25 protein-coding genes are annotated in these 18,423 nt (G+C 63.9%); 10 read left to right on the top strand and 15 right to left on the bottom strand.

The features are described 5' to 3' along the window. Nucleotides 1-23 precede the first annotated feature (23 nt). The gene (locus tag GNX95_RS33125; protein ID WP_163511589.1) at nt 24-1,760 is read right to left on the bottom strand and encodes an antirestriction protein ArdA; all 1,737 of its coding nucleotides are present in this window, start codon (nt 1,758-1,760) and stop codon (nt 24-26) included. Between the two features lie 110 nt (nt 1,761-1,870). Here GNX95_RS33125 and GNX95_RS33120 point away from each other — a divergent pair, with 110 nt between their 5' ends. Then, nucleotides 1,871-2,137 carry an uL10 family ribosomal protein gene (locus tag GNX95_RS33120; RefSeq protein ID WP_163511588.1) on the top strand — a complete coding sequence of 89 codons (267 nt, stop codon included), beginning with the start codon at nt 1,871-1,873 and terminating at the stop codon, nt 2,135-2,137. Nucleotides 2,138-2,241: 104 nt separating this feature from the next. On the opposite strand, the gene GNX95_RS33115 is transcribed toward GNX95_RS33120, so the two are convergent. The 5 genes from GNX95_RS33115 to GNX95_RS44090 all read right to left on the bottom strand — a co-directional run bounded on the left by GNX95_RS33115 (nt 2,242) and on the right by GNX95_RS44090 (nt 5,556). Continuing rightward, nucleotides 2,242-3,792: a tyrosine-type recombinase/integrase gene (locus tag GNX95_RS33115; RefSeq protein ID WP_163511587.1), complete on the bottom strand. Its 1,551-nt coding sequence runs from the start codon at nt 3,790-3,792 to the stop codon at nt 2,242-2,244. Beyond that, complete coding sequence (locus GNX95_RS33110; protein WP_163511586.1) at nt 3,792-4,049, bottom strand: helix-turn-helix domain-containing protein; 258 nt, start codon at nt 4,047-4,049, stop codon at nt 3,792-3,794. The genes GNX95_RS33115 and GNX95_RS33110 overlap by 1 nt, the downstream gene beginning before the upstream one ends. Before the next feature lie 15 nt (nt 4,050-4,064). After that, nucleotides 4,065-4,337, bottom strand: a complete 273-nt coding sequence (locus GNX95_RS33105) for a helix-turn-helix domain-containing protein (protein WP_163511585.1) — start codon at nt 4,335-4,337, stop codon at nt 4,065-4,067. Next, nucleotides 4,334-5,032 carry an ImmA/IrrE family metallo-endopeptidase gene (locus GNX95_RS33100; RefSeq protein WP_163511584.1) on the bottom strand — a complete coding sequence of 233 codons (699 nt, stop codon included), beginning with the start codon at nt 5,030-5,032 and terminating at the stop codon, nt 4,334-4,336. Before GNX95_RS33100 ends, GNX95_RS33105 begins: the two co-directional genes overlap by 4 nt. A gap of 68 nt (nt 5,033-5,100) precedes the next feature. Beyond that, the gene (locus tag GNX95_RS44090; RefSeq protein WP_163511583.1) at nt 5,101-5,556 is read right to left on the bottom strand and encodes a helix-turn-helix domain-containing protein; all 456 of its coding nucleotides are present in this window, start codon (nt 5,554-5,556) and stop codon (nt 5,101-5,103) included. Between the two features lie 181 nt (nt 5,557-5,737). Between GNX95_RS44090 and GNX95_RS33090 the strand changes: the two genes are divergently transcribed. Beyond that, entirely contained in the window at nt 5,738-6,265 is a 528-nt protein-coding gene (locus tag GNX95_RS33090; protein ID WP_163511582.1) for a hypothetical protein, read from the top strand. Nucleotides 6,266-6,306: 41 nt separating this feature from the next. Here the strand turns inward: GNX95_RS33090 and GNX95_RS33085 are convergent, their stop codons facing one another. The 5 genes from GNX95_RS33085 to GNX95_RS33065 form a co-directional block, all read right to left on the bottom strand. Further along, entirely contained in the window at nt 6,307-6,927 is a 621-nt protein-coding gene (locus GNX95_RS33085; RefSeq protein WP_163511581.1) for a hypothetical protein, read from the bottom strand. 154 nt (nt 6,928-7,081) lie between these two features. After that, a complete protein-coding gene (locus GNX95_RS33080) occupies nt 7,082-7,363 on the bottom strand; it encodes a DUF3892 domain-containing protein (protein WP_163511580.1) in 282 nt (93 codons plus the stop codon). A 142-nt stretch (nt 7,364-7,505) separates the two neighbouring features. Continuing rightward, a complete protein-coding gene (locus GNX95_RS33075) occupies nt 7,506-8,249 on the bottom strand; it encodes a MerR family transcriptional regulator (RefSeq protein WP_187369733.1) in 744 nt (247 codons plus the stop codon). A gap of 66 nt (nt 8,250-8,315) precedes the next feature. Then, nucleotides 8,316-8,615 carry a helix-turn-helix domain-containing protein gene (locus GNX95_RS33070; RefSeq protein WP_163511579.1) on the bottom strand — a complete coding sequence of 100 codons (300 nt, stop codon included), beginning with the start codon at nt 8,613-8,615 and terminating at the stop codon, nt 8,316-8,318. Between the two features lie 271 nt (nt 8,616-8,886). Then, a complete protein-coding gene (locus GNX95_RS33065; protein WP_163511578.1) occupies nt 8,887-9,099 on the bottom strand; it encodes a hypothetical protein in 213 nt (70 codons plus the stop codon). A 317-nt stretch (nt 9,100-9,416) separates the two neighbouring features. Between GNX95_RS33065 and GNX95_RS33060 the strand changes: the two genes are divergently transcribed. The 3 genes from GNX95_RS33060 to GNX95_RS33050 are packed head-to-tail and all read left to right on the top strand — an operon-like array spanning nt 9,417 to nt 11,160. Beyond that, nucleotides 9,417-9,869 (top strand): MarR family winged helix-turn-helix transcriptional regulator, encoded by a 453-nt coding sequence (locus tag GNX95_RS33060; RefSeq protein WP_163511577.1) that lies wholly within the window; start codon nt 9,417-9,419, stop codon nt 9,867-9,869. Next, complete coding sequence (locus tag GNX95_RS33055; protein ID WP_246281839.1) at nt 9,866-10,246, top strand: Rid family detoxifying hydrolase; 381 nt, start codon at nt 9,866-9,868, stop codon at nt 10,244-10,246. Before GNX95_RS33060 ends, GNX95_RS33055 begins: the two co-directional genes overlap by 4 nt. Before the next feature lie 14 nt (nt 10,247-10,260). Next, complete coding sequence (locus tag GNX95_RS33050; protein WP_163511576.1) at nt 10,261-11,160, top strand: PhzF family phenazine biosynthesis protein; 900 nt, start codon at nt 10,261-10,263, stop codon at nt 11,158-11,160. 970 nt (nt 11,161-12,130) lie between these two features. Here GNX95_RS33050 and GNX95_RS43930 read toward each other — a convergent pair. Further along, nucleotides 12,131-12,262, bottom strand: a complete 132-nt coding sequence (locus tag GNX95_RS43930; protein ID WP_281356980.1) for a hypothetical protein — start codon at nt 12,260-12,262, stop codon at nt 12,131-12,133. A 67-nt stretch (nt 12,263-12,329) separates the two neighbouring features. Between GNX95_RS43930 and GNX95_RS33045 the strand changes: the two genes are divergently transcribed. Continuing rightward, the gene (locus GNX95_RS33045; protein WP_163511575.1) at nt 12,330-13,049 is read left to right on the top strand and encodes a TroA family protein; all 720 of its coding nucleotides are present in this window, start codon (nt 12,330-12,332) and stop codon (nt 13,047-13,049) included. 72 nt (nt 13,050-13,121) lie between these two features. Here GNX95_RS33045 and GNX95_RS43925 read toward each other — a convergent pair whose 3' ends face one another. Together GNX95_RS43925 and GNX95_RS44515 are read right to left on the bottom strand one after the other, a co-directional pair. After that, nucleotides 13,122-13,727, bottom strand: coding sequence for an IS5 family transposase (locus GNX95_RS43925; RefSeq protein ID WP_222854099.1), 606 nt, complete (start codon nt 13,725-13,727; stop codon nt 13,122-13,124). Continuing rightward, complete coding sequence (locus GNX95_RS44515) at nt 13,624-14,076, bottom strand: IS5 family transposase (RefSeq protein ID WP_222854098.1); 453 nt, start codon at nt 14,074-14,076, stop codon at nt 13,624-13,626. Before GNX95_RS44515 ends, GNX95_RS43925 begins: the two co-directional genes overlap by 104 nt. Before the next feature lie 231 nt (nt 14,077-14,307). On the opposite strand from GNX95_RS44515, the gene GNX95_RS33035 reads away from it, so the two are divergent. From GNX95_RS33035 to GNX95_RS33025, 3 genes are read left to right on the top strand one after another with little or no spacing between them, the layout of a single operon-like run. After that, nucleotides 14,308-14,478: a CopG family transcriptional regulator gene (locus tag GNX95_RS33035; RefSeq protein WP_163511574.1), complete on the top strand. Its 171-nt coding sequence runs from the start codon at nt 14,308-14,310 to the stop codon at nt 14,476-14,478. Further along, nucleotides 14,475-14,822, top strand: a complete 348-nt coding sequence (locus GNX95_RS33030) for a VOC family protein (RefSeq protein ID WP_163511573.1) — start codon at nt 14,475-14,477, stop codon at nt 14,820-14,822. The genes GNX95_RS33035 and GNX95_RS33030 overlap by 4 nt, the downstream gene beginning before the upstream one ends. Beyond that, nucleotides 14,819-16,150 carry an MFS transporter gene (locus GNX95_RS33025; protein WP_222854097.1) on the top strand — a complete coding sequence of 444 codons (1,332 nt, stop codon included), beginning with the start codon at nt 14,819-14,821 and terminating at the stop codon, nt 16,148-16,150. Before GNX95_RS33030 ends, GNX95_RS33025 begins: the two co-directional genes overlap by 4 nt. 373 nt (nt 16,151-16,523) lie before the next feature. Here the strand turns inward: GNX95_RS33025 and GNX95_RS33020 are convergent, their stop codons facing one another. Next, nucleotides 16,524-17,477, bottom strand: a complete 954-nt coding sequence (locus tag GNX95_RS33020; RefSeq protein WP_222854095.1) for an NAD(P)/FAD-dependent oxidoreductase — start codon at nt 17,475-17,477, stop codon at nt 16,524-16,526. Between the two features lie 218 nt (nt 17,478-17,695). On the opposite strand from GNX95_RS33020, the gene GNX95_RS33015 reads away from it, so the two are divergent. After that, a complete protein-coding gene (locus GNX95_RS33015; RefSeq protein WP_163511572.1) occupies nt 17,696-18,412 on the top strand; it encodes a MerR family transcriptional regulator in 717 nt (238 codons plus the stop codon). The last annotated feature ends 11 nt before the right edge of the window (nt 18,413-18,423 follow it).

Here is an 18,423-nt window from a genome sequence, read left to right as displayed (position 1 = left end):
GCTCGTCGACGCGGCCGGCGGGATTAGACATCCGTGCGGAAGACATAGATGCCTCCTCCCGGCCGGGCAACCGTTTCGTAGGTGCTGCTCAGGTCATCCGCTAGCCCCTCGTAGTCAATGTGCACATGCTCCGCCAGCCAGTCCGGAACGTGCTGCTGGAAGTTGCTGTCGTCCATGGCAGCGACGTGGGCCTCGGCCCAAGCCTCCGCAGTGTCGTACGCGCCTTCGTAAGCGTCGCGGAAGGTGTCCAGGTCGTTGAGGTTGTGCAGGCCGACGACGGCCACGTACGCCGCATACGCCTCGCCGTGCTCGCGTAGGCCGCTAGCCAGCTTGGAAATCGTGGCGAAGCTGGGATGCTCGCCCAGGTCATCCGCCAGGCCCAGTTCGCCAAAGTCGCTGTAGTCGAAGACCGCGGCTTCCTCGGCGCCCAGCTGGTGACTGCCGCGCAACATGAACCGCGCCGCGTCAGTCAAGTCTTCCGCGCTGAGCGTGGCATCCATCCAGGCACCATGCAGCCGACCCGCGTTGTAGTCCGCCAGCCCACCGACCCATATCTCTGGGTCCAGCCGAGCGCTCCCAGACCCGCGACCCGTCGCCCCGGCCGTGGCCGACTCGTACGCCGCATGCTCCCGTTCCAGCTGCTCCCACTCCTCTGCCAGCCGCTCGCTGGAGTCGGTCTCAAAGATCCGGACATCCCCGTAGGGTGTGCGCAGCATGACCATGCCGCCGGGCCGATCGTTGCCGTACGGGCAGCGGCCCACCCAGATTTTGTTTGTCTCTGCGCGATTGCTGAGTTCGGCGTCCGCCTGGCTAGCAAGCTCGAACAGGGCTCGCAACCGCGCGGCGTAGGCTGCTGCTTCGTCCAGGTCGCTGGTCTGCTCGTCGTCGACGTGCCAGGTAGCCGCGTCAGCCCACGAGAAGGTGTCAAGCTCCGCGGTGGGAGCTTCGGGAGTCCGCACGGCCGCAGCATCCGCAGAAGAACCAGCGGCATGTACGCCACGACGCCGGTGGGTGTGGTCCTCGCCTAGCTCGTTCCAGCCGGGAATGTCGGCGGTCTCGCCGGCTTCCTGCCGACTGTTGACGTACGAACCGAGCGCCAGGATTTCCTGGTCGTAGCCGCTGTCGGCGTTGACCATGTCATCTAATTCCGCCACGACGCCATGCGCCTCGATGGCGCCAGAGCCGGCTAGTTCCGCCAATGGCCCCATACCAGAGGGACGGAGGCGGCGGGCAATCTCGCGGGCCGTGAGGTGGTCGATGTCGCGGCCTTCGGCCTCGGCAGCGGAGAGGCCATCTGAGATGAGCCAGTCGCGGTGGCGCTCAACTTCGGCGGCATCCCAGACGGCGTGGCGGCGGGTGAGCTCTTGGCTGGCGCGGTCGGCCCAGTCGGGAATGGCAGCGATGGCACCTCGGGAAGCGCGGTCGGCGCAGTATGCCGCTAAGGCGTCCATGGCGCCTTCGTAGTCGATGTCTTCGGCATTGGCGGCAGCGATTTCGGCGGTCAGGCGCTCGGGGTCGAGCTCGCCCGTACGGGCCAGCTGGAGGAAGGCCGAGTCCACGCCGCCGTGGTAACTGAAGGCGATAACGGCGGCTGTGGTGTCGTCGATGAGGCGGCGTTCGGCTTCCGCGGACATGACGCCTTCGCGGATGTGGCTGTCGTAGGGGTCATCAAAGGACGGCGGTTCGAGGTGCGGGTCGTAGCCGGTGAAGGGGTTACGGGAGGGTTCCTCCTCCTCGTAGGGAGTAGGGAGTTGTTCCATGTGATGTTTCCTTGTTTAGTTGTATTGTCAACGCACAGCCGGCATAGCATCACGCGACACGGAGCCGTCATTGCGTTTCTACTGGGTTTGCTTCAGAATAGATAGCACTTATGGATGAAGACACACTCAACGATTTGAAGCAGTTCATTACCGCAGCAGTTACGCAGGCGACTGCTGACCTGCCGACGAGGGATGAGCTAGATGCCAAATTTGCTGCGATAGACGCGAAGTTCGCCAAGGTAGATGTGAGGTTCAACGAAGTCAGCAATCGGCTGGACGAGATCGACACCAAACTGGCGACCATTGCCGACGCTCATGCCGAGCAGCTGGCGGATCACGACCAACGCCTGACTCGTCTCGAACAGCAGACGACGTAGGAACACCAACGCAGCTCGGACACAATGCTTGATTGGACCATCGCGCGGCATGTACTGAGTGCGCCGCAAACGCGGTCGGCTTGTCGTACGGCCCCGTGACGTAGTCATGCGGCGCTGTCCATCTTGTTAGGCGAGCAGACGTATTTCGCTGGTGAAGTTGTTCGGAGCTTGGCTGGATGAGTGGCGATATCTCGCCCGCAGCATGGACACTCAACCAGTTCTCTGACCGGCTCCTGACGGCAGTTGATGACGGCAACAACCCCTAACAACCACTGCGTTCTAGCCAAGTTCGTGTGCCAACTCACTTCGCGCACTCGCTCCCCAAACTTCGGAGCACATTGATTTAACAGATAAGATTTAGTAAAATCAGACTGGTTCCTGAAATCGTGGCGTCTTAGCGCAGCAGTTCGGCCGACGCCTGAAGAGCCTTGTGTCCCCAGTTCGAGTCTGGGAGGAGCCACCAAAGTATTTTTCGTAAATCCTACAACAGATTGCCATTTTGACGGCAGTTCTTGACGGCAAGCTACAGGGGCCGGAGCTGGGATGAACAGCTCCTCAAGCTTCGCCAGGGCCGCATTTTTATCGGTCTCATCGACATGCTGATACAGACGCCTGGTCGTCGCCGGGTCTGAATGACCAAGAATTGCTTGGATGTCACGATCAGGCACGCCCAGCTTCTTCAAGAGCGTCGCGTTCGTATGGCGCAGCTCGTGAATCTTGATTGGTCGTAGACCTTCGTTGGCGCAGATTCGCCGGAAGCAACGCATGAAGTTCCGCGGCCAAAGCGGCTTGCCAGTCGCGCCAGTAAAGACCAGCCCCTCGATTGACTCTCCGTTTGCAATCATGGCTGCGCGGCGAGCGGCGAGCGCATCGGCCGCCAGCCCAACTAGCGCCTCGTCACGTCTTGACGCCTTGGTTTTCAGCTCGCACTGCACCAGTTCGTTGTTAATCTGCTGCAACTGTTGACGGATGTGCAGTACGCCTTCCGAAAAGTCTACGTCCACCCATCGCAGGCCGAGCGTTTCGCCTTCACGCAGGCCGTACAGGACGATCAGCAGAAAGGCAGCGTACAGGCGATGTCCGGGTATTGCCGCAAGGAAGCGCCGCGCCTCGTCAAGCGTCCAGTACTTCGCTTCAGCGGCCTGATAGCCCGGCGGCTCCGCGAGACGCGCCACATTACGGAACAGGAACTCCTTCCGCTGCGCCCACGTGAGCGCGGCACCAAGAACCTTGCGCATTTGATGAACTGATGCCTTTGACTGTCCGGATGCCAATTGTCGATCGAGGTAGTCCTGCACCGCGAGCACGGACAGCCGTGACAAGCGATATGTGCCAAGACCAGGCTTCAAATGCACGCGGACTATCGACTCGTGGCGCACGTATGTGGCTGGACGCCATTTGGGCTTGACGGCATACTCCAGCCAATGGTCCAGAAACGCCGACAGTTTCCAATCCTTATCGGGTAGCTGGATACCCTTCCCGACCTTCGCCAGCATTTCAATACGCTTCTCTTGCGCCTCTTGGCGTGTTTTCCCATAGACACGCTGCCGCTTGCGTTTTCCGTTGAGAGTTGGGACGTAGAAGGCCGCCTCAAACCGACCATGACCGTCCTTGCGCTGGTAGACCGTACCTTCGCCACGAGCACGCCGAGCCATCAGAGGTTTTCCTCCTGGCTCAGCTCGTCGAGGAACGCGCGGACAGCGTCCAACGGCACGAGTCGTCGTGCGCCAATCTTGACGCTCTTGAGCCGTCCCGACCGAATAGTGACAAAGACCGTCGCCTTGCTGACTCGTAAAAGTTCCGCTGTCTCAGCGACAGTCAGCAGCATCCGGTCCACGCGCAGCCGAGAGGAGGCGATCCTTCTGAGCTTGAGAACAGGTTCTAAATGATTATTCTGTTTGCTGGATTCCATACATGACTTCTCCGTTTACGTTGCGCTGTTCGCCGGCTCCGGTGCTACGTCATCCACCGGCCCGATGTCGACCAGTCGTCGTTCTAACACAGCGCTAACTGCTTCCTCGGGGACCAGTCGCCGGCCGCCAATCTTCACCGTGGCCAGTTGCCGATCCCATATGAGCCGCTGCAGCCCCCAGCGGTTTACTGCCAGGATGGCCATGGCTTCGGGAATGGTTAGCAGGACCGGCTCGTCCGCCGGGTCGATAAGGTAGCGCTCGGGTTGAGACGCAAAGGTATCGCTCATCCGCGCTCTCCAGTCAGTTCAAGAGCGTGTCGTCGCGCTGGTTGGCTCTCCAGGCGCCTACCCAGTCGAGGAAGAGCAGCGCGCGTATACGGCCGTCGCGGATGCCGCTCGTGCTCCGGCTGTGCCTTTTCCTCGATGCCGGTTTGCTCCAGCCGCGTCAAAATTAGACTTTCGGACACGTCGAAAGTAGCCGCTAGCGTCGGCACGTCATGTACGCCGGCGTACCAGACATTCACCAGCCAGCGCTTCGGTACCAGCACACAGCCCGCGAAGTAGTCCGAGATCTCCTCGGCTTGCCGCGGGGCCTTGCCGTCGCTGTCGTACGTCCAGCCCGGATACAGCTGCTCCCGGAACGGGTCGTCGAGGATGTGCTTGAACTCGTGCGCCAGCGTCACGCGCGAGCGCCACAGGTCGTCGTCCGAGTTCAGGCGGATATGCCAGTGGTCTCGGCGCCACGCCGACGTGCCCGACTCGGGGATGCCCGGCAGGAACTCGACCTCCAGCTCTGGCAGCTCCAGCAGCCGTTCGATGTCGGCGCACGGCTGGCGCACATCGAGCAGCCGCAGCAGCAGGCTGGCTTGGCGCTCAGCCACTAGCCGCGCTTCGGCCGTCGTAAGGCCCCGCGGCAGGATGTCCAGCATCGAGGGCATCTGGTCGCGCAGGCGATGAATAGTATTAGTTGGCAGTTCTTCCATGTAGCTCCTTATGTCGTTATGCCCACCCCTTTTCGTTACGATTCGGTTGCAACAGGTGGTCCGTGCCTTCAGTTGTACAGTTCGGGCGGCAGCTCATCCAGCTCCAGCAGCTCCGACCACGTCAAGTCGTGGCGCGGGTCGGCTGGTTCTGGCGTGTGCCGTTCGACAAAGCCGTGTTCGGCTTTGAGCTTGTCAAAGTACGTACAAATTTTCCGAGCTACTGCATCGCTCATGTCGTACTTGGCGCGCAGATAGGGTGGAAAACTTGGTAGGTCATCGGGGCTCGGGTAGCCGGCATAGCCGAAAGCATCGTTGTAACTCAACCCTAGCTCTGCGGCCCAGCGGTATAGTCGCTCAGGCGACGGACGGAACTTCCCAGCCTCCACCCGCGAGACGTACGCAGCGCGAGTGTGCAAGCGTCTCGCAAGCTCGCTTGACGTCAGCCCCTTGTGTTCTCGACCGCTCCTGAGGTACTCGGGCAAACTAACCGGAGTTTTTCGCTGTCTTTGTTCAGGATGCGGCATTGATCGACCTCCTTTCAATCCTTACCAATATTCAGTATGCACTAATTGTTCCAAATAGAAAAAGTGGAATTTACAACGCAGTCAACGACAATTCATAGCCATGGACGTTCGATGCACTCGGCAGACGACCAAGGCCTGAGCGGATGATCCGACGTTCGCTCACAGCGCGGATACTGCTGCCATGACAACGAACGTCATCGTCTCGGCCGTGGTCTCGCTGGTTGTCGCACTTGGCATCGAGTGGCTGGCGAAGCCATGGCTTGAGATCCGCAAGGAACGCCTCCTCCAGAGTGCCCGCCGCCGCTACGAACTCGGCGAACGCCTCGTCATCGTGGCAATGGAAGCCACAAAGGTCCTCTGGCCGGAACTGCCAGCCGACGTTCGAGACGACAACCGGCGGGCCTACCAAGCCGAAATTGACCGGAGCTACCAGCGCCTCGACGACACGGTCAAGGCTGTCTACGACGACATGCTGACTGCCGGCACCTACATAGGCCGGCCGCGCCGCGTAGCCGTCAGCTACGCCCTACGAGCCCGCATGGTCATGGTCTCCGACCGCACTCCAGCACAAAAAGCCGAGTTGCTAGTGCAGGACACTAAGCCGGTCCAGGAGTATCTGTTTAGTCCCTGGTGGAATGCTGTCGGCAGGCTACGCGGATTCCGCGGTACTGTGCAGTTCGCTGAAGCAGACGAGCCGCCTACTTCGTAACGCCCTAAGCCCTACCGGCAGCGCAAGGTGAGCTCATTCGGTCAAGACGGCGCCGCGCCAGGACGGCCAATCGTCAGGTGCGGACTTTTGCCTTTGCGGTGGGCTTGTCCCCATTGGGCGTCCGTAGGCAACGGCGTAAATCCACTGACAATCGGCAAGAGCTGCTGGACATGGTTAATCAGGGCCACAAAGGTCCCGATGAGGTCCTTGAGCTGCTGAACGCTCGGCAAGTACGACCTCACCGGAGGTCCTCCCTCATCGCGCTGCTTAGGCCGTGCGTACCGCCAGCCGTAAAGCGGGTCAGTCCGCGGATTCGACCACACGCTGTGCACAACGTCGTTGCGCTCATTGAGCGCCGCTTCGGCACCGTCGAGGAAGGCGCAAACCTCCGCGCGCAGACTGCCCGAATCGCCAGCGGCCGCCAGGTGCTCAACCGTCTTCCGGCAGCATTTGATGAGCGCCGTACGCGAGTCGCCAGCTCGCGCGAAGACCGCGTCATCGGCGCCACCCACGGCGAACGCCAGCGTGTGCAGCGCCTCCGTGAGGTGCTGGAGCTTCATGTCGAGGACGGCGGCCAGCATCGTGATACGTCCGACGATGTCGTACACCTCGGGCGGAACGTAGCCGAACATGTTGTCAGGGATGCCGTACTCGTCGCTCATGGGTCCAGGTTCCCACCCCGCGCCGGCTGAGGCTTCTTATTTAGGTCACGCTGGAGGTCTGGGTCGCCCGACGATTTCTGCCTAACAGCGTTTGCACAAGTCGCTTTACACTTCGGAAGCGCGGGCGGCCCGCTGTGTGGCCGCCCGCCAGTTCCTACCGCTGCGGCAGTGCCAGCAGATTGTCCGTCCATATGCCGTCGGCATGCGTCCGGAGGTACTTCTCGCCGCGTGTCGGCGTCACGACGCCGACATCAGCACGCTTGCTGTACGCGTCTTCGACGTACGCCTTCCCATGCTTCTGTTCGATCCAGGCGACGATCTCGGCGCGCGAGTTGTTGCTGGTCTCGCTGGTGGACGGGTTGACCCACCACAGACGGACGATGTGCTGATGTGTGGTGCCACCGGACAGCCGAATGGCAGTGATGCGGATGGCCATGAGCTTTCTTCTCCTCACGCTTGGCCAACTTGTTGACTTCTGGTGAGGGTCGTAAGCTGCACCTTGTTCGATGGGGTTTGCTTAGGCGACCCTCAGTTGTGGCGGGCACGCCAATGCCCGCCACGACGTTTCATCTTCGCCTCTACCTTGAGGGCTCCTCTCGACGCATATCGGGTTCATCCTCCTGGTGCTTGTATGTAGCGACAGGAGGAGGAGGAAGCTCGGCGTTGGGCTTGAGGCCCAAGATCACAGTCCGGGGATCTGCCGCGTAGTCGTACGTCCCGGCGAGGCTGATGTGTGTCGATGCAAACCATTGCGGCTTGGATGGGGCGTCGACGTCGTCATCCGGCATACGGGCAATCGCAAAGCCCACGGTGACATTGGAGCCGGTCATTGGGACTTGCTGACCGTCCTTGCCGACGATTTGTACCTGCCCCCTGCACTGCTCGCAGAGGTGCAAGAGCACGTCCATGACAACCCGCGGGACAGTAAGCGCCCCTTCGATTGAGGTGACGTGCTGCCGTGCCACATACTCCAGCTCGGCGAGGTTGAGCTCCTCGGCTTTCCGCGAACGGACCAGGAACTTCCAAACCGGCAGCAGCTCCTTGAGGGTTTCGATCGGCACGCCGCTGTCCCGAGCGCGGAGAATCCAGGTAAGCAGCTCCACGACGACCGACGGGTACGCGCCGGCCCGCGACCCAACGCGGATCGAGCGAGGCAAGATGCCCTCGGTGACATAGAACGTCAGCTGTCGGTCGCTGACGGAGTACCCGGCTGCCCTGACCTTGGCGATTAGTTCGGACTTGGTCACCAACTCAGGCTCACCAGACTCCAGCGCGATGAACTCCATGAAGTCACCTGAGATGGCCACCATGATCACCTTCACTGCAGTCAATTACAGCAGCACTGTAGCACACGCTTGTAATTAAGCCGTTCGCGCACGTCAGGGCCGTTAGCGGACCTTGAGGAGGTTGCCGTCTCGCTGTCGTCGAAGTAGCCGCCCGACGCTGCTGACACTCACGCCGTACGCCTGACCCAGCGCCGCCCGCGTCTCGCCAGCCTCAAACCGCGCGACCAGCTGCCGCACCTCGGCCTCACTCAAGCGGTCAGCCAGCCGGTGACGTGCCTCCTCACCGACTTGCCCATCGAGCACTTGCGCTTCCGGAAGCTCGTCACCCTGCTGCACCGTCAGCCGTATCTTCCGCATATCCACCAGAAGGTCCGGGTGCGAATAAGCGGCCATCAGGTCCACAAGTAGGAGGCTCGTGCTCGCGGAGAGCGCGAGCCGTTCTTGTTCCGCCATCGTCCTGGGGGCCCAGCCCCCAGACCCCGGCCGGGGCAAGCCCCCGGACCCCCAGCTGTGGTTGCGTCGAGCGCGTTTGCGGCGGTTTGTTTCCTGGCGTCCGGGTGCGAATAGGCGCGCATCAGGTCCTCCATGCGTGTGTTACTCAAACTCGGGACCCTGAGTTGGGTGATGCGCCAAGGTGGCGTGGAGCCAGGTCCGGTTTGGGTCTGGCTCCGGACTACCTAGGGCTGGGTCGGCCGCGTGGATGTGTGATGCGGCGCGTCTCGTTGATCAGTGGCGCGAATGGCGCGGCGAGTTCGTCCTCGGCTACGGTCGACATCTTGTGTTCTGGGTCGATGTCGATCCACAGCTTGGTGAATGCCGCGTCGATGAATACGCGTCTTGTCTTCTCGTCGCACATCCGATAGATGGGGATCGCCGAGCAGGTCACGTACCTCGTCTTCCTGCTGCCATCAATCGCAAACGATCACCGGTCGATTGTCCGGAGCCGGGGTATTCTTATCAGGCCGCTTTCTCGTACCCATGTACAGATGTTGCGAAAGCGCACCGCTCCAGTCATCAGTTCACCGTGGACGGCGATTCGCTCGAGGACATCGTCGGCTTCGAGGGTGGGATCTTCTGGCCGTACGTTCTTCGAACGAGCCGAACGTGTTCGGACGCCCATCGGCCACGAGCGCTGCTCGGCGAGGGACGGATCACTGTCGGTCGACGGCTTGACAGGCCAATGAGTGTATATACACTCATTGAATGGAACCTGTGGAGACACCCTGCGTCTGTACGACTTTGCGGATGGCCACCAGGTCGGTCGCACGCCTCTACGACCGTGCGCTTGGCGGCTCGGGTTTGCGGCAGGTCGGCTATTCGATCCTGTCCCGTGTCGACGCGGAGGGGCCGTTTACCATCAGCGACCTCGCCGCGCGCCTGGCAATGGAGCGTACGACCTGCTCACGGGAGGTCGACGCGTTGGTGACGGCCGGACTGTTGGCGACCGAAGCCGGCACCGACCGGCGCCGGCGAATGGTGAAGCTGTCATCGGTCGGCAAACGCCGCCTGATCGATGCGCGTACGTCGTGGCAGACCGCGCAGGACCGGCTGCGCAACGCGCTGGGGATCGATGACACGGAGGACCTGCTGGAGCGGTTGCGCGCGCTGCTCCGGGAATCGGAAAAACTCGCATCTTCGGCCACGGGAGCAAAATGATGACACGACAGGTCGTGACAACTGGGAAGATCGCCGCGCCGGCGGGTCCGTTCTCGGCGGCGGTGCAATCCAACGGATTCACCTTTCTGAGCGGCCAGATCGCGCAGGATCCCGCCTCCGGAGCACTGATCGACACGGACACGGCCGGCCAGGCCGAACAAATATTCCGCAATCTGACGGCTGTGTTGGAGGCCGCGGGAAAGAGCCTCGACGACGTCGTACGCGTCGGGGTGTACCTGACCGACATGGCCGATTTCCGGGCCGTGAACGAGGTGTACGAACGCCACTTCACCAGCCCCTGTCCGGCCCGTACGGCGATCGCCGTCGCGGCGCTGCCGTTGGGTGCGGCGGTCGAGATCGACGCGATCGTTGGATAAGGAAGGCGTACACGATGAGATACGAGTTCGTCATCGCCGACGTCTTCGCGCAGGAGGCGTTCGGGGGCAATCAGCTCGCCGTCATTCCGGACGCACGCGGGCTGTCCGAGCGGTTGATGCAGAGCCTGGCCAATGAGTTCGGCTTCTCCGAGACCACGTTCGTCCTGCCTCCACGGGACCCGTGCCACACCCGCCAGGTACGCATTTTCACGCCGACCCAGGAACTTCCCTTCGCCGGCCATCCGACGGTGGGAACGGCCTCGGTGCTGGCCGCCGACGGCCACGTCCCGGTGGAACCCGGACAATCATTCGTACTCGAAGAAGGAGTCGGACCGGTCACCGTCGAGACCGCTGGCACCTTCAGCCGCCTGATCGCCACGACAGCATTCGAGGCGCCGTACGAACAGCCACCGCGTCAAGCCATCGCCGCCTCGCTTTCCCTGGACGAAAAACAGCTCCGGGGATGTTGGTACGGCAGCGTCGGGCTGCCGTTCTGCTACGTCCACCTCGACAGCATCGACTCCGTCGACGCCGCTTTTCTCGACCAGGCGACTTGGAACGCCGAGTTGGCCAACCGCTGGTCGCCGAATCTCTACTTCTTCGCCGGCGAGCTTCGCGACGGCGCGTCCATTTATGCCCGCGCGTTCGTTCCGGCATTCGGCATCGCGGAGGACCCGGCCACCGGATCGGCCGCCGCCGGACTCGTCGCGCACCTGGCCGTCCACGCACCCGAACCGACCGGCAGTTACCGCGTCCAGATCAACCAAGGTGTCCGAATGGGCCGCTCGAGCTTCATCGAATGCACCGCGGAGAAGGAAAACGGGCAACTCATCCGTACCAGCGTCGGCGGTCACACCACCATCATGGCCCGAGGAACCCTCGACCTGGAAGGAAAACCGCCGACGACCGGTTGACCCCAACGTGCCACACGGGCTCCGGCAGCATATATCACGTCGCGGAGTATCCGTCGTCTCGACGCGCCTGTGACTGGCTCGAGTGCCAACTCGGTGGGAGTGCCAGTGCAGGGTTGCGTACTTGTGCGTATTGCGGCGACCGCATGGCGATTCTATCGTTTCCACGACAGCGAAAGGATGCCTGTTGTTCGTGATGCCTGGTCGCATACGTATGCCTCTCGCGCGCGCTGCGGTGTCTCTCATTGCCAGTTGTCGTCGGATGTTCGTCCTCTGCGGAGCCGTCTTCACCGCGGCGACCGTGACCGTCGCGGGAGCTGTTGCGGTCGCCGGCTGTTCCAGGTGCACAACGCTCACGGTTTCTGTACCGACCGTGCGCGTCGTTAATATCCATGCGCCGGTCACTCTCCTCGCCAAGGTCTCTGACGGAGGCACTGCGCTGCCCGGAAATGAAGTGACGTTTTTCGTTGAAGCGAGAGGACAAGGCGTACCCGAAGGTCGAATCATCGGATCTTCCGTCACCGACGCGCAGGGGATGGCGACGCTCGTACGAGAGAGCGGAGTTTCCGGTTTGGCGATCGCGGGTGCCGAAATCACCGGCGTCTATGCCAAACCGGCGACCAGTCGTGGCGGCGTTCAACGATACTGTGAGGCCCGAACGTCAGCTCCGGTGATCTGCGTCGGCGGTGGTGTCGACCAGCCGTGTAGGACATAGCGAGGCGCACACGCGAGAGACAGACACGGATACGCTGAACTCGCGAGAATACCCTGCCAGCGCCCGACCAGGTCGCCAGCGACGATCCAGGCGAAGACGATGCCAATCGCGGCCCACCCAGGGATAGTGGCGGCGGACAGCTCGGTTGGGGAGAGCAGGAAACTGTTTTCCAGGCTACTGCCGCCGCTGTGGTCCGATGACGCGTGTTCGTTCATACGGGAATTGAAATGTGCGTTACGCCGCGGCAGTATCGGCAATTTACTGACCGGATTCGTGCTCATCCGGCGCAGGTGCTGCGGCACGCTGCAGCCGTGCCTTGACGATGGCGACGTTGATGAGTACCAGGCGCTGATGGCCCACCCGGAACAGCTCCTCCAGCCTGTCGATCACCGGACTCCCCACGTCTTTTCGGCAATAGGGAGACGAACGCACGCGAAGAGTGGGTTACAAATTAGTCGTGCGTATTGTCTCTCTGCTGCCTGCGGCGACCGACTTCGTGGCCGTACTGGAGCGCTTGCCGGAGTTGGTCGGGCGTACGCACGAGTGCGACTGGCGGGCCGCGGTCGCGTCCGTACCGATCGTGACGTCGAGCTTGATCGACCAGGACCGGATGGCGAGCCGGGAGATCTCCGCGGCGGCCGCTCATCAAGGGTCGTCGATCCATCAGTTGGATGCCTCGTTGCTGGCCGCGCTTCGGCCTGATGTCGTACTTACGCAGGATCTTTGCGATGTGTGTGCGCTCTCGTACGAGCGCGTTTCCGCGGCGGTGCGGGTCGCGGGGTTGTCGCGGCCGCGGGTGGTGGCGATCGAGTGGCTGGATCCGGTGTGGCCAGCCGGGCACTGGGTGCCGGAGCAGATCCGGTACGCCGGTGGCGAGCCGTTGCTGGCCGCGGCTGGTGAGCACACGTCGGCGATCGAACGGGCGGCCGTAGTCGAGGCGCGGCCGGACGTGGTTTTGCTGATGCCGTGCGGGTTTCCGCCGCGTCGTACGCTCACCGAGCTGTCGTCGCTGACGCGGCTGCCGGGTTTCTGCGAGCTGCCGGCGGTGTGGGTGCTGGACGGGCCGGCGTACTTCAACCGGCCGGGGCCGCGGGTGGTCGACGGCGCCGCGATCCTCGCGGCCGTGTTGCACGATCCGGCGCGCGCGGAACGGGACGGTCTGGGCGTACGGCTGTGAGGCCGCCGGACTTTGGTCCCCGACTCCAGAGTCCGCCGCGCCTACGACAGACCGGTGACCTAGGCCGTGTTTCTAAACTAGTGATTTGGTCCAGATGAGCGTGGCGGCGAGGGTGAGTCCGGCGAGGTAGCTGCGTGCGGTTTTGTCTGTTCTCATGGCGATGCCGCGCCATTGTTTGAGTTTGTTGTTGCAGCGTTCCACGACGTTGCGGCCTTTGTAGATTTCTGGATCGAAAGTGCGAGGTCGGCCGCCGGCGGACCCGCGGTTGGCGCGACCACGTTTTTGGTCCCCACGTTCGGGGATGGTGGCTTTGATGCCGCGCCGGGCCAGGTAGTCGCGGCACGGCTTGCCGGTGTACGCCTTGTCGGCGATCACCCGGTCCGGCCTGGTCCGCGGCCGGCCGGGCCGGCCATTGGAGATGCTGATGGTCTCCAGTACCACGTGCATGAACGTGGAGTCCGCGGCGTGTCCGCCGGTGACCACCAGCCCCAACGGTCGCTGCTTGAGGTCGGCCGCGACGTGGAACTTCGTCGTCAGGCCACCCCTGGACTTACCGATTCCGTGACCGGCCGGTTCACCTGGTCCGGGGTCGCGGGTTTTCTTGTAATTCGACAGAGCCCCCTGTAGAGCCCCCTGTAGAGCCCCCTGTAGAGCCCCCTGTGTGGTCACCTGCGTCACTCGTGTCGCGCGCGAGGGTTGCGCCGTGCTGATGGACACGCACGATCGACCCGTCCACCGACACCACCCACTCCAGGTCACCAGCGCTGGCGGCCTGTTTCCGCACCTCCTGCAGCACTCGATCCCAGGTACCGTCTTTCGACCAGTCCCAGAACCAGCCATAAATCGTGTTCCAGTGCCCGAAACGCTCCGGCATATCCCGCCACGGCGCCCCGGTCCGAAACCGCCACGCGATCCCCTCCACCACCCGCCGCATATCCGAGATCGGCCGACCATTCCCCTTCCACTTCGGAAAAAACGGCTCCAACAAAGCCCACGACTCGTCCGAAATCTCCTGCCTAAACACCATCACCCCAGCATGCCCGAAAACAGCGCCGAGGGTTTGGAAACACGCCCTAGTGCTTCGCCGGATCTGAGGCGGGCGGCGGCGAGAGTCGCGTGCGCTCCGGCACTTGCCGCCCTGACGAATGGTTCCCGCCTCCCGCGGCGGCGCCGCCCTTCCAGGCCACAGGCGGTGGCCGAGTCTGTTGGAGGCGGGCCATACCTTTAGGCGGGCATGTTCATTTGCTAGCATCTTGGCATGCCGGAAAGTCCCAAGCGGCAGTTCAGCGTCTACCTGCCGACCGAGCTCATCAGGCGGGTGAAGCACGCCTCTGTCGACGCCGACGAGTCGCTGTCGTCGTTCGTCGAGCGGGTGCTCGAGGACCACTTGCGACGAAGCGGCGCTACGAGTGAGGAACGATCGCGATGAGAGTGGTGCCGATCCGCTACACCTCGGATGTCTCGGCCATGACCCGGTTCTATCGGGTGCTCGGCCTGCGGATGGGGGCGGTGTCACGTCCTGGCGGGTGGATCGAGTTGTCCGCGGATGGCGGCATGCTGGCGATCCACCGTTCCTCCGGTGAGGAGGTGGGCCGATGCGAGCTGGCCTTCGAAGTGAGTGAGTCGCTGGAGGACGTCGCAACGCGGCTGCGAGAGGCCGGATTCGAGCCGGGACCGGTGATCGACGAGGGTTTCGGCGAGTCGCTGCGCGTTCAGGATCCCGATGGTGTGTGGGTGCAGCTCAATACGTACGACAGACAGCTCTACACGTGACCCAAGATCAACGGGTCCGGAGAACCGGATCGCTGCTCCTCGCGATGGGGATCGTCGCGCTGGAGTTCGCGGCCGCCGTCGGCAGCTTCGTTGGTTCCACGCTTCTGCCGATCGTCGCTGGTGACCTGGATGCCCGGGGCAGGCTCGGACTGCTGCTGGCCGGCGGCACCCTGGGTTTCTTCGTTGCGTTACCGCTGGCCAACCGCGTCCTGGGCCGGTTGGGCGCACATGGCACTCTGGCCGCTGGAACGTTCGCGTACGTCGGCGGACTGTCGCTGGCCGCCATCGCCCAGGACGCATGGATGTTCGCGACCGGCCAGTTTCTCAGCGGCCTGGCCGGCGGTGTCCTGGCGGTCTTCGGGGTCAGTTCCGCGGTCCGGCAGCTGGACGACAGGCTGCGCATCCGGGTGATCGCGGCCTCGTCGGCGATGTGGATCGTGCCCGCCCTGATCGGTCCCGCGGCGACCATTGGCCTGCAGCATCTGCTGGGATGGCGCTGGACGTTGCTCGCACCGCTGCCCCTGGTCCTGTTCGGGAGAGTGCTGGTGGTACGCGCCGTCCGCGACGATCCGCCCGACCAGTCCGCGCGGCAACGGCCGTTGGGGCGAACGTTCCTGATTCCACTTGGGGCGGCATGTGTCGTGCTGAGCGGTGGATGGTGGCCACTGGTCATCGGCGGAACGATGATCACCCTGGCCGGGATGATGACGGTCCTGCCAGCGGGGACCGCGCGCCTGCGGCCAGGCACTCCTGCCGCGCTCGGTGCGATGGTGCTGTTCGCGGTCGGCTATTTCGGTGCGGACAGCCTGATCACCGTACTGTTGACGACCGGTTTTCAGAGGAGCCTGGGACAGGCCGCGACCGTCTTGACCGCCGCCCCATTGGCCTGGGCCATGACAAGCATCGTCATTACCCGCCTCACCTCGACCCGACGCTTTCCGACGGCCGGGTTGAGCCTGACAGCCCTCGGCGTGTCCGCGCTGGCCGTCCAGTTGGTTGTTGGCGGGTCGCTCGCCGGGATTCTCGCCGCCTGGACCGTCGCCGGCGTCGGCGTCGGCGCGGCCTACCCTGGCGTCTACCTCGCGGCCACCACCGCAGGCACCAGCGGGTTCACCGCCGCGGAGCTGGCGACCGCGGTCATCACGGCGGAAGCCACCGGACAACTCCTGGGCCGCGCGATCGGGGGGACCCTGAGTTCGGCCGACAACACCGGAGGACTGCTGGCCTCCTACCTCCTGTTCGCGGTGGCGCTGAGCGCGTCCGCTGTCGCCGCGAAGCGGATGTCAACCACCCGGTCCGTTTCTCCGGGCCGCTCGCCGCACCCGTAGGCCGTGTCCCCACGGTAGGGCTGCGTTCCGGCTGTCTGACACCGCTCGGCTGTCGGTCGGTGGGCGGGCGGTCCGAAGCCGGCGTAGCGGTTCGGTCGCAGCCCCCTGAATCACCGATCCGTCGGTCCCGAAACGGGAGCCGTGGCAGGGACAGTCCCAGCTCTTCCGCGTTGTTGAAGGCTCGGCGTCCGGATTTTCCCGCCCCAGCACCAGATCGTGCAGCAACAGCCCCGCGGCGGTGCCGCCGGACATGCCCACTGCCCGAAACCGGTCGCCACCCACAGCCGCCGGGCGCCCGGGTGATAACGCCCGACGTAGGGCACCCGGTCGGTCGTGGACAGGTCGTGCGCCGTCCACCGGTGGGTCACGTCGGTCAGTCCTCGCGTGTCGCGCGCCCAGTCGGCGAGTTTTCGGTAGCGTGCCTCGACATCCACCTGATCGCCGAGACGATAGTGCTCGCCCCGGCGATCAACAACTGGCGGTCATCGGGCAACGGCGCCGACCGCAGTGACCGATGTGTGTCCGCCTCCAGATACATCCCCGGCGGCGCTTGCGCCGCATCGACCGGTCCGGCGACGACCAGGTCACGGATCGGCTCCAGGCGGGCGCAATACAGGCCGCGATCCAGAATCGGATAGTGCGTGGCGATGACAACGTCCCGCGCGCGTATGTCGCCTCGTTCGGTGACGACAGCACACGGATCGCCCTCTCGCACGCCGGTGACCCGGGTACGCTCCACGACCGTCCCGCCGGCAGCCTCGATCCGGTCGGCGAGCCCGAGCAACCACTTCCGCGGATGAAACTGCGCCTGGCGCTCGAACCGTACGCCCCAGCCGGCCTCGGCTGGATACCCCGGATTTTCCACGAAACTGGCCGGCAGACCGGCCTGCTCGGCACCGGCCGCCTCGGCTGCCATCGCGTCCCGGCGCCGCGGATCGCTGGCGTAGACGAGACTGTCGCGGCGGCCGAACTCGCAGTCGATTCCCAGCGCCTGGCTTACCCGCTCGATCCGGCCGATCGCCGCGAGCTGGCTGGCACCGTACTCGGCCGCCCGCATCTTTCCCTTACTACGCGTCAGTTCGTCGTAGATGAGCGCGTGTTGCGCCGACACCTTGGCTGTCATATGTCCGCTGACACCACCGCCCAGCCGGCCGGCCTCCAACAGCACCACCACGCGGCCGGCGCGGGCGAGCAGATACGCGACCGTGATGCCAGCGATTCCACCGCCGACGACGACAGCATCGGCTTGCGCTGGCAGCGGACGGTCGCCGCGGTCAGGTGCCGGTGCGGTGTCGAGCCAGTAAGAGTGAGGCCGTACGAGAGGCACAGCGACTCCTTCCCTCGCTGCTCTACCACCCCTCTCGGGCAGCTTTACGCCTCCCGGTTCACGGCACTGGACCGGCCTACGAGCGGGTTCTTTCCACTGCCACCGGGAAACCGATGGACGCGAGCCCGAACCGTACGTTCCGACAACGCCTCTTGACCGTGCCGTTACGGCACAGTGTCAACTGGATGGCGCAGCTGGCACCAAAGGAGCGGGGAATCATGGCCTGGAGCACGCGTGAGCTGGCGAAACTCGCTGGTACGAGCCTGCGCGCGGTGCGCCACTATCACGACGTTGGACTGCTGCCCCTGCCGGAGCGTCGCGCCAACGGCTACAAGTCGTACGGCGTGGAACACCTGGTGCGGCTGCTGCGCATCAAACGATACGTCGACCTGGGCTTCTCGCTGTCGCGGATCGCCGAGATGGACGCCGACGAGGACCTCTCGGGGGACACCGCCACCGAAGCGTTGCGGGCGCTCGACGCCGAACTGGCGGCGACCATCGAACGACTGCAGGCCACCCGCGGCGAGATCGCGCGGATGCTGCGCGAGGAGACCTCCGCCGACCTGCCGCCGGGCTTCAGCACCGCGATGGTGAGGACCGAGCTGTCCGACGCCGACAACTCGGTGATCCTGGTCCTGTCGCGGCTGCTCGGCCCCCGGCAGTGGGACAACTTCCAGGACTGGATCGCGTCCGCGGAGCCGACGGACGCCGACCGCGAGTTCATCGAGCTGCCAGCCGATGCCGACGAACGTACTCGCGCCGACCTGGCCGCGCGCATGTTGCCGCAGAGCCAGCGGATCAGGGACAAGTACGGCGGGTCACCGATCACAGGACCCGATCTGGGCAAGGCCCTCGCGGAGATCTACAACCGCGCACAGCTCGACGTTCTCGTACGCGTCTCGCAGCTTCTGCCGCCGGCCGATGCCGACGGCTGACCGGATGGGAA

The sequence above is a fragment of the Fodinicola acaciae genome (assembly GCF_010993745.1).
Taxonomy (GTDB): domain Bacteria; phylum Actinomycetota; class Actinomycetes; order Mycobacteriales; family HKI-0501; genus Fodinicola; species Fodinicola acaciae.
The sequence above is the reverse complement of the archived record's forward strand: the minus strand, read 5'-3'. Positions and strand labels throughout refer to the sequence as shown.

Excerpts from the sequence above, each read along its gene's own strand:
- GNX95_RS33120 (WP_163511588.1), top strand. The coding sequence starts at position 1,871 with ATGGATGAAGACACACTCAACGATTTGAAGCAGTTCATTACCGCAGCA.
- GNX95_RS44515 (WP_222854098.1), bottom strand. The coding sequence starts at position 14,076 with ATGGTGTTTAGGCAGGAGATTTCGGACGAGTCGTGGGCTTTGTTGGAG.
- GNX95_RS33105 (WP_163511585.1), bottom strand. The coding sequence starts at position 4,337 with ATGAGCGATACCTTTGCGTCTCAACCCGAGCGCTACCTTATCGACCCG.
- GNX95_RS33100 (WP_163511584.1), bottom strand. The coding sequence starts at position 5,032 with ATGGAAGAACTGCCAACTAATACTATTCATCGCCTGCGCGACCAGATG.
- GNX95_RS33115 (WP_163511587.1), bottom strand. The coding sequence starts at position 3,792 with ATGGCTCGGCGTGCTCGTGGCGAAGGTACGGTCTACCAGCGCAAGGAC.
- GNX95_RS44090 (WP_163511583.1), bottom strand. The coding sequence starts at position 5,556 with ATGCCGCATCCTGAACAAAGACAGCGAAAAACTCCGGTTAGTTTGCCC.
- GNX95_RS33035 (WP_163511574.1), top strand. The coding sequence starts at position 14,308 with ATGCCGGAAAGTCCCAAGCGGCAGTTCAGCGTCTACCTGCCGACCGAG.
- GNX95_RS33015 (WP_163511572.1), top strand. The coding sequence starts at position 17,696 with ATGGCCTGGAGCACGCGTGAGCTGGCGAAACTCGCTGGTACGAGCCTG.
- GNX95_RS33080 (WP_163511580.1), bottom strand. The coding sequence starts at position 7,363 with ATGGCCATCCGCATCACTGCCATTCGGCTGTCCGGTGGCACCACACAT.
- GNX95_RS33125 (WP_163511589.1), bottom strand. The coding sequence starts at position 1,760 with ATGGAACAACTCCCTACTCCCTACGAGGAGGAGGAACCCTCCCGTAAC.
- GNX95_RS33090 (WP_163511582.1), top strand. The coding sequence starts at position 5,738 with ATGACAACGAACGTCATCGTCTCGGCCGTGGTCTCGCTGGTTGTCGCA.
- GNX95_RS33030 (WP_163511573.1), top strand. The coding sequence starts at position 14,475 with ATGAGAGTGGTGCCGATCCGCTACACCTCGGATGTCTCGGCCATGACC.
- GNX95_RS33085 (WP_163511581.1), bottom strand. The coding sequence starts at position 6,927 with ATGAGCGACGAGTACGGCATCCCTGACAACATGTTCGGCTACGTTCCG.
- GNX95_RS33110 (WP_163511586.1), bottom strand. The coding sequence starts at position 4,049 with ATGGAATCCAGCAAACAGAATAATCATTTAGAACCTGTTCTCAAGCTC.
- GNX95_RS33055 (WP_246281839.1), top strand. The coding sequence starts at position 9,866 with ATGATGACACGACAGGTCGTGACAACTGGGAAGATCGCCGCGCCGGCG.
- GNX95_RS33060 (WP_163511577.1), top strand. The coding sequence starts at position 9,417 with ATGGAACCTGTGGAGACACCCTGCGTCTGTACGACTTTGCGGATGGCC.
- GNX95_RS33050 (WP_163511576.1), top strand. The coding sequence starts at position 10,261 with ATGAGATACGAGTTCGTCATCGCCGACGTCTTCGCGCAGGAGGCGTTC.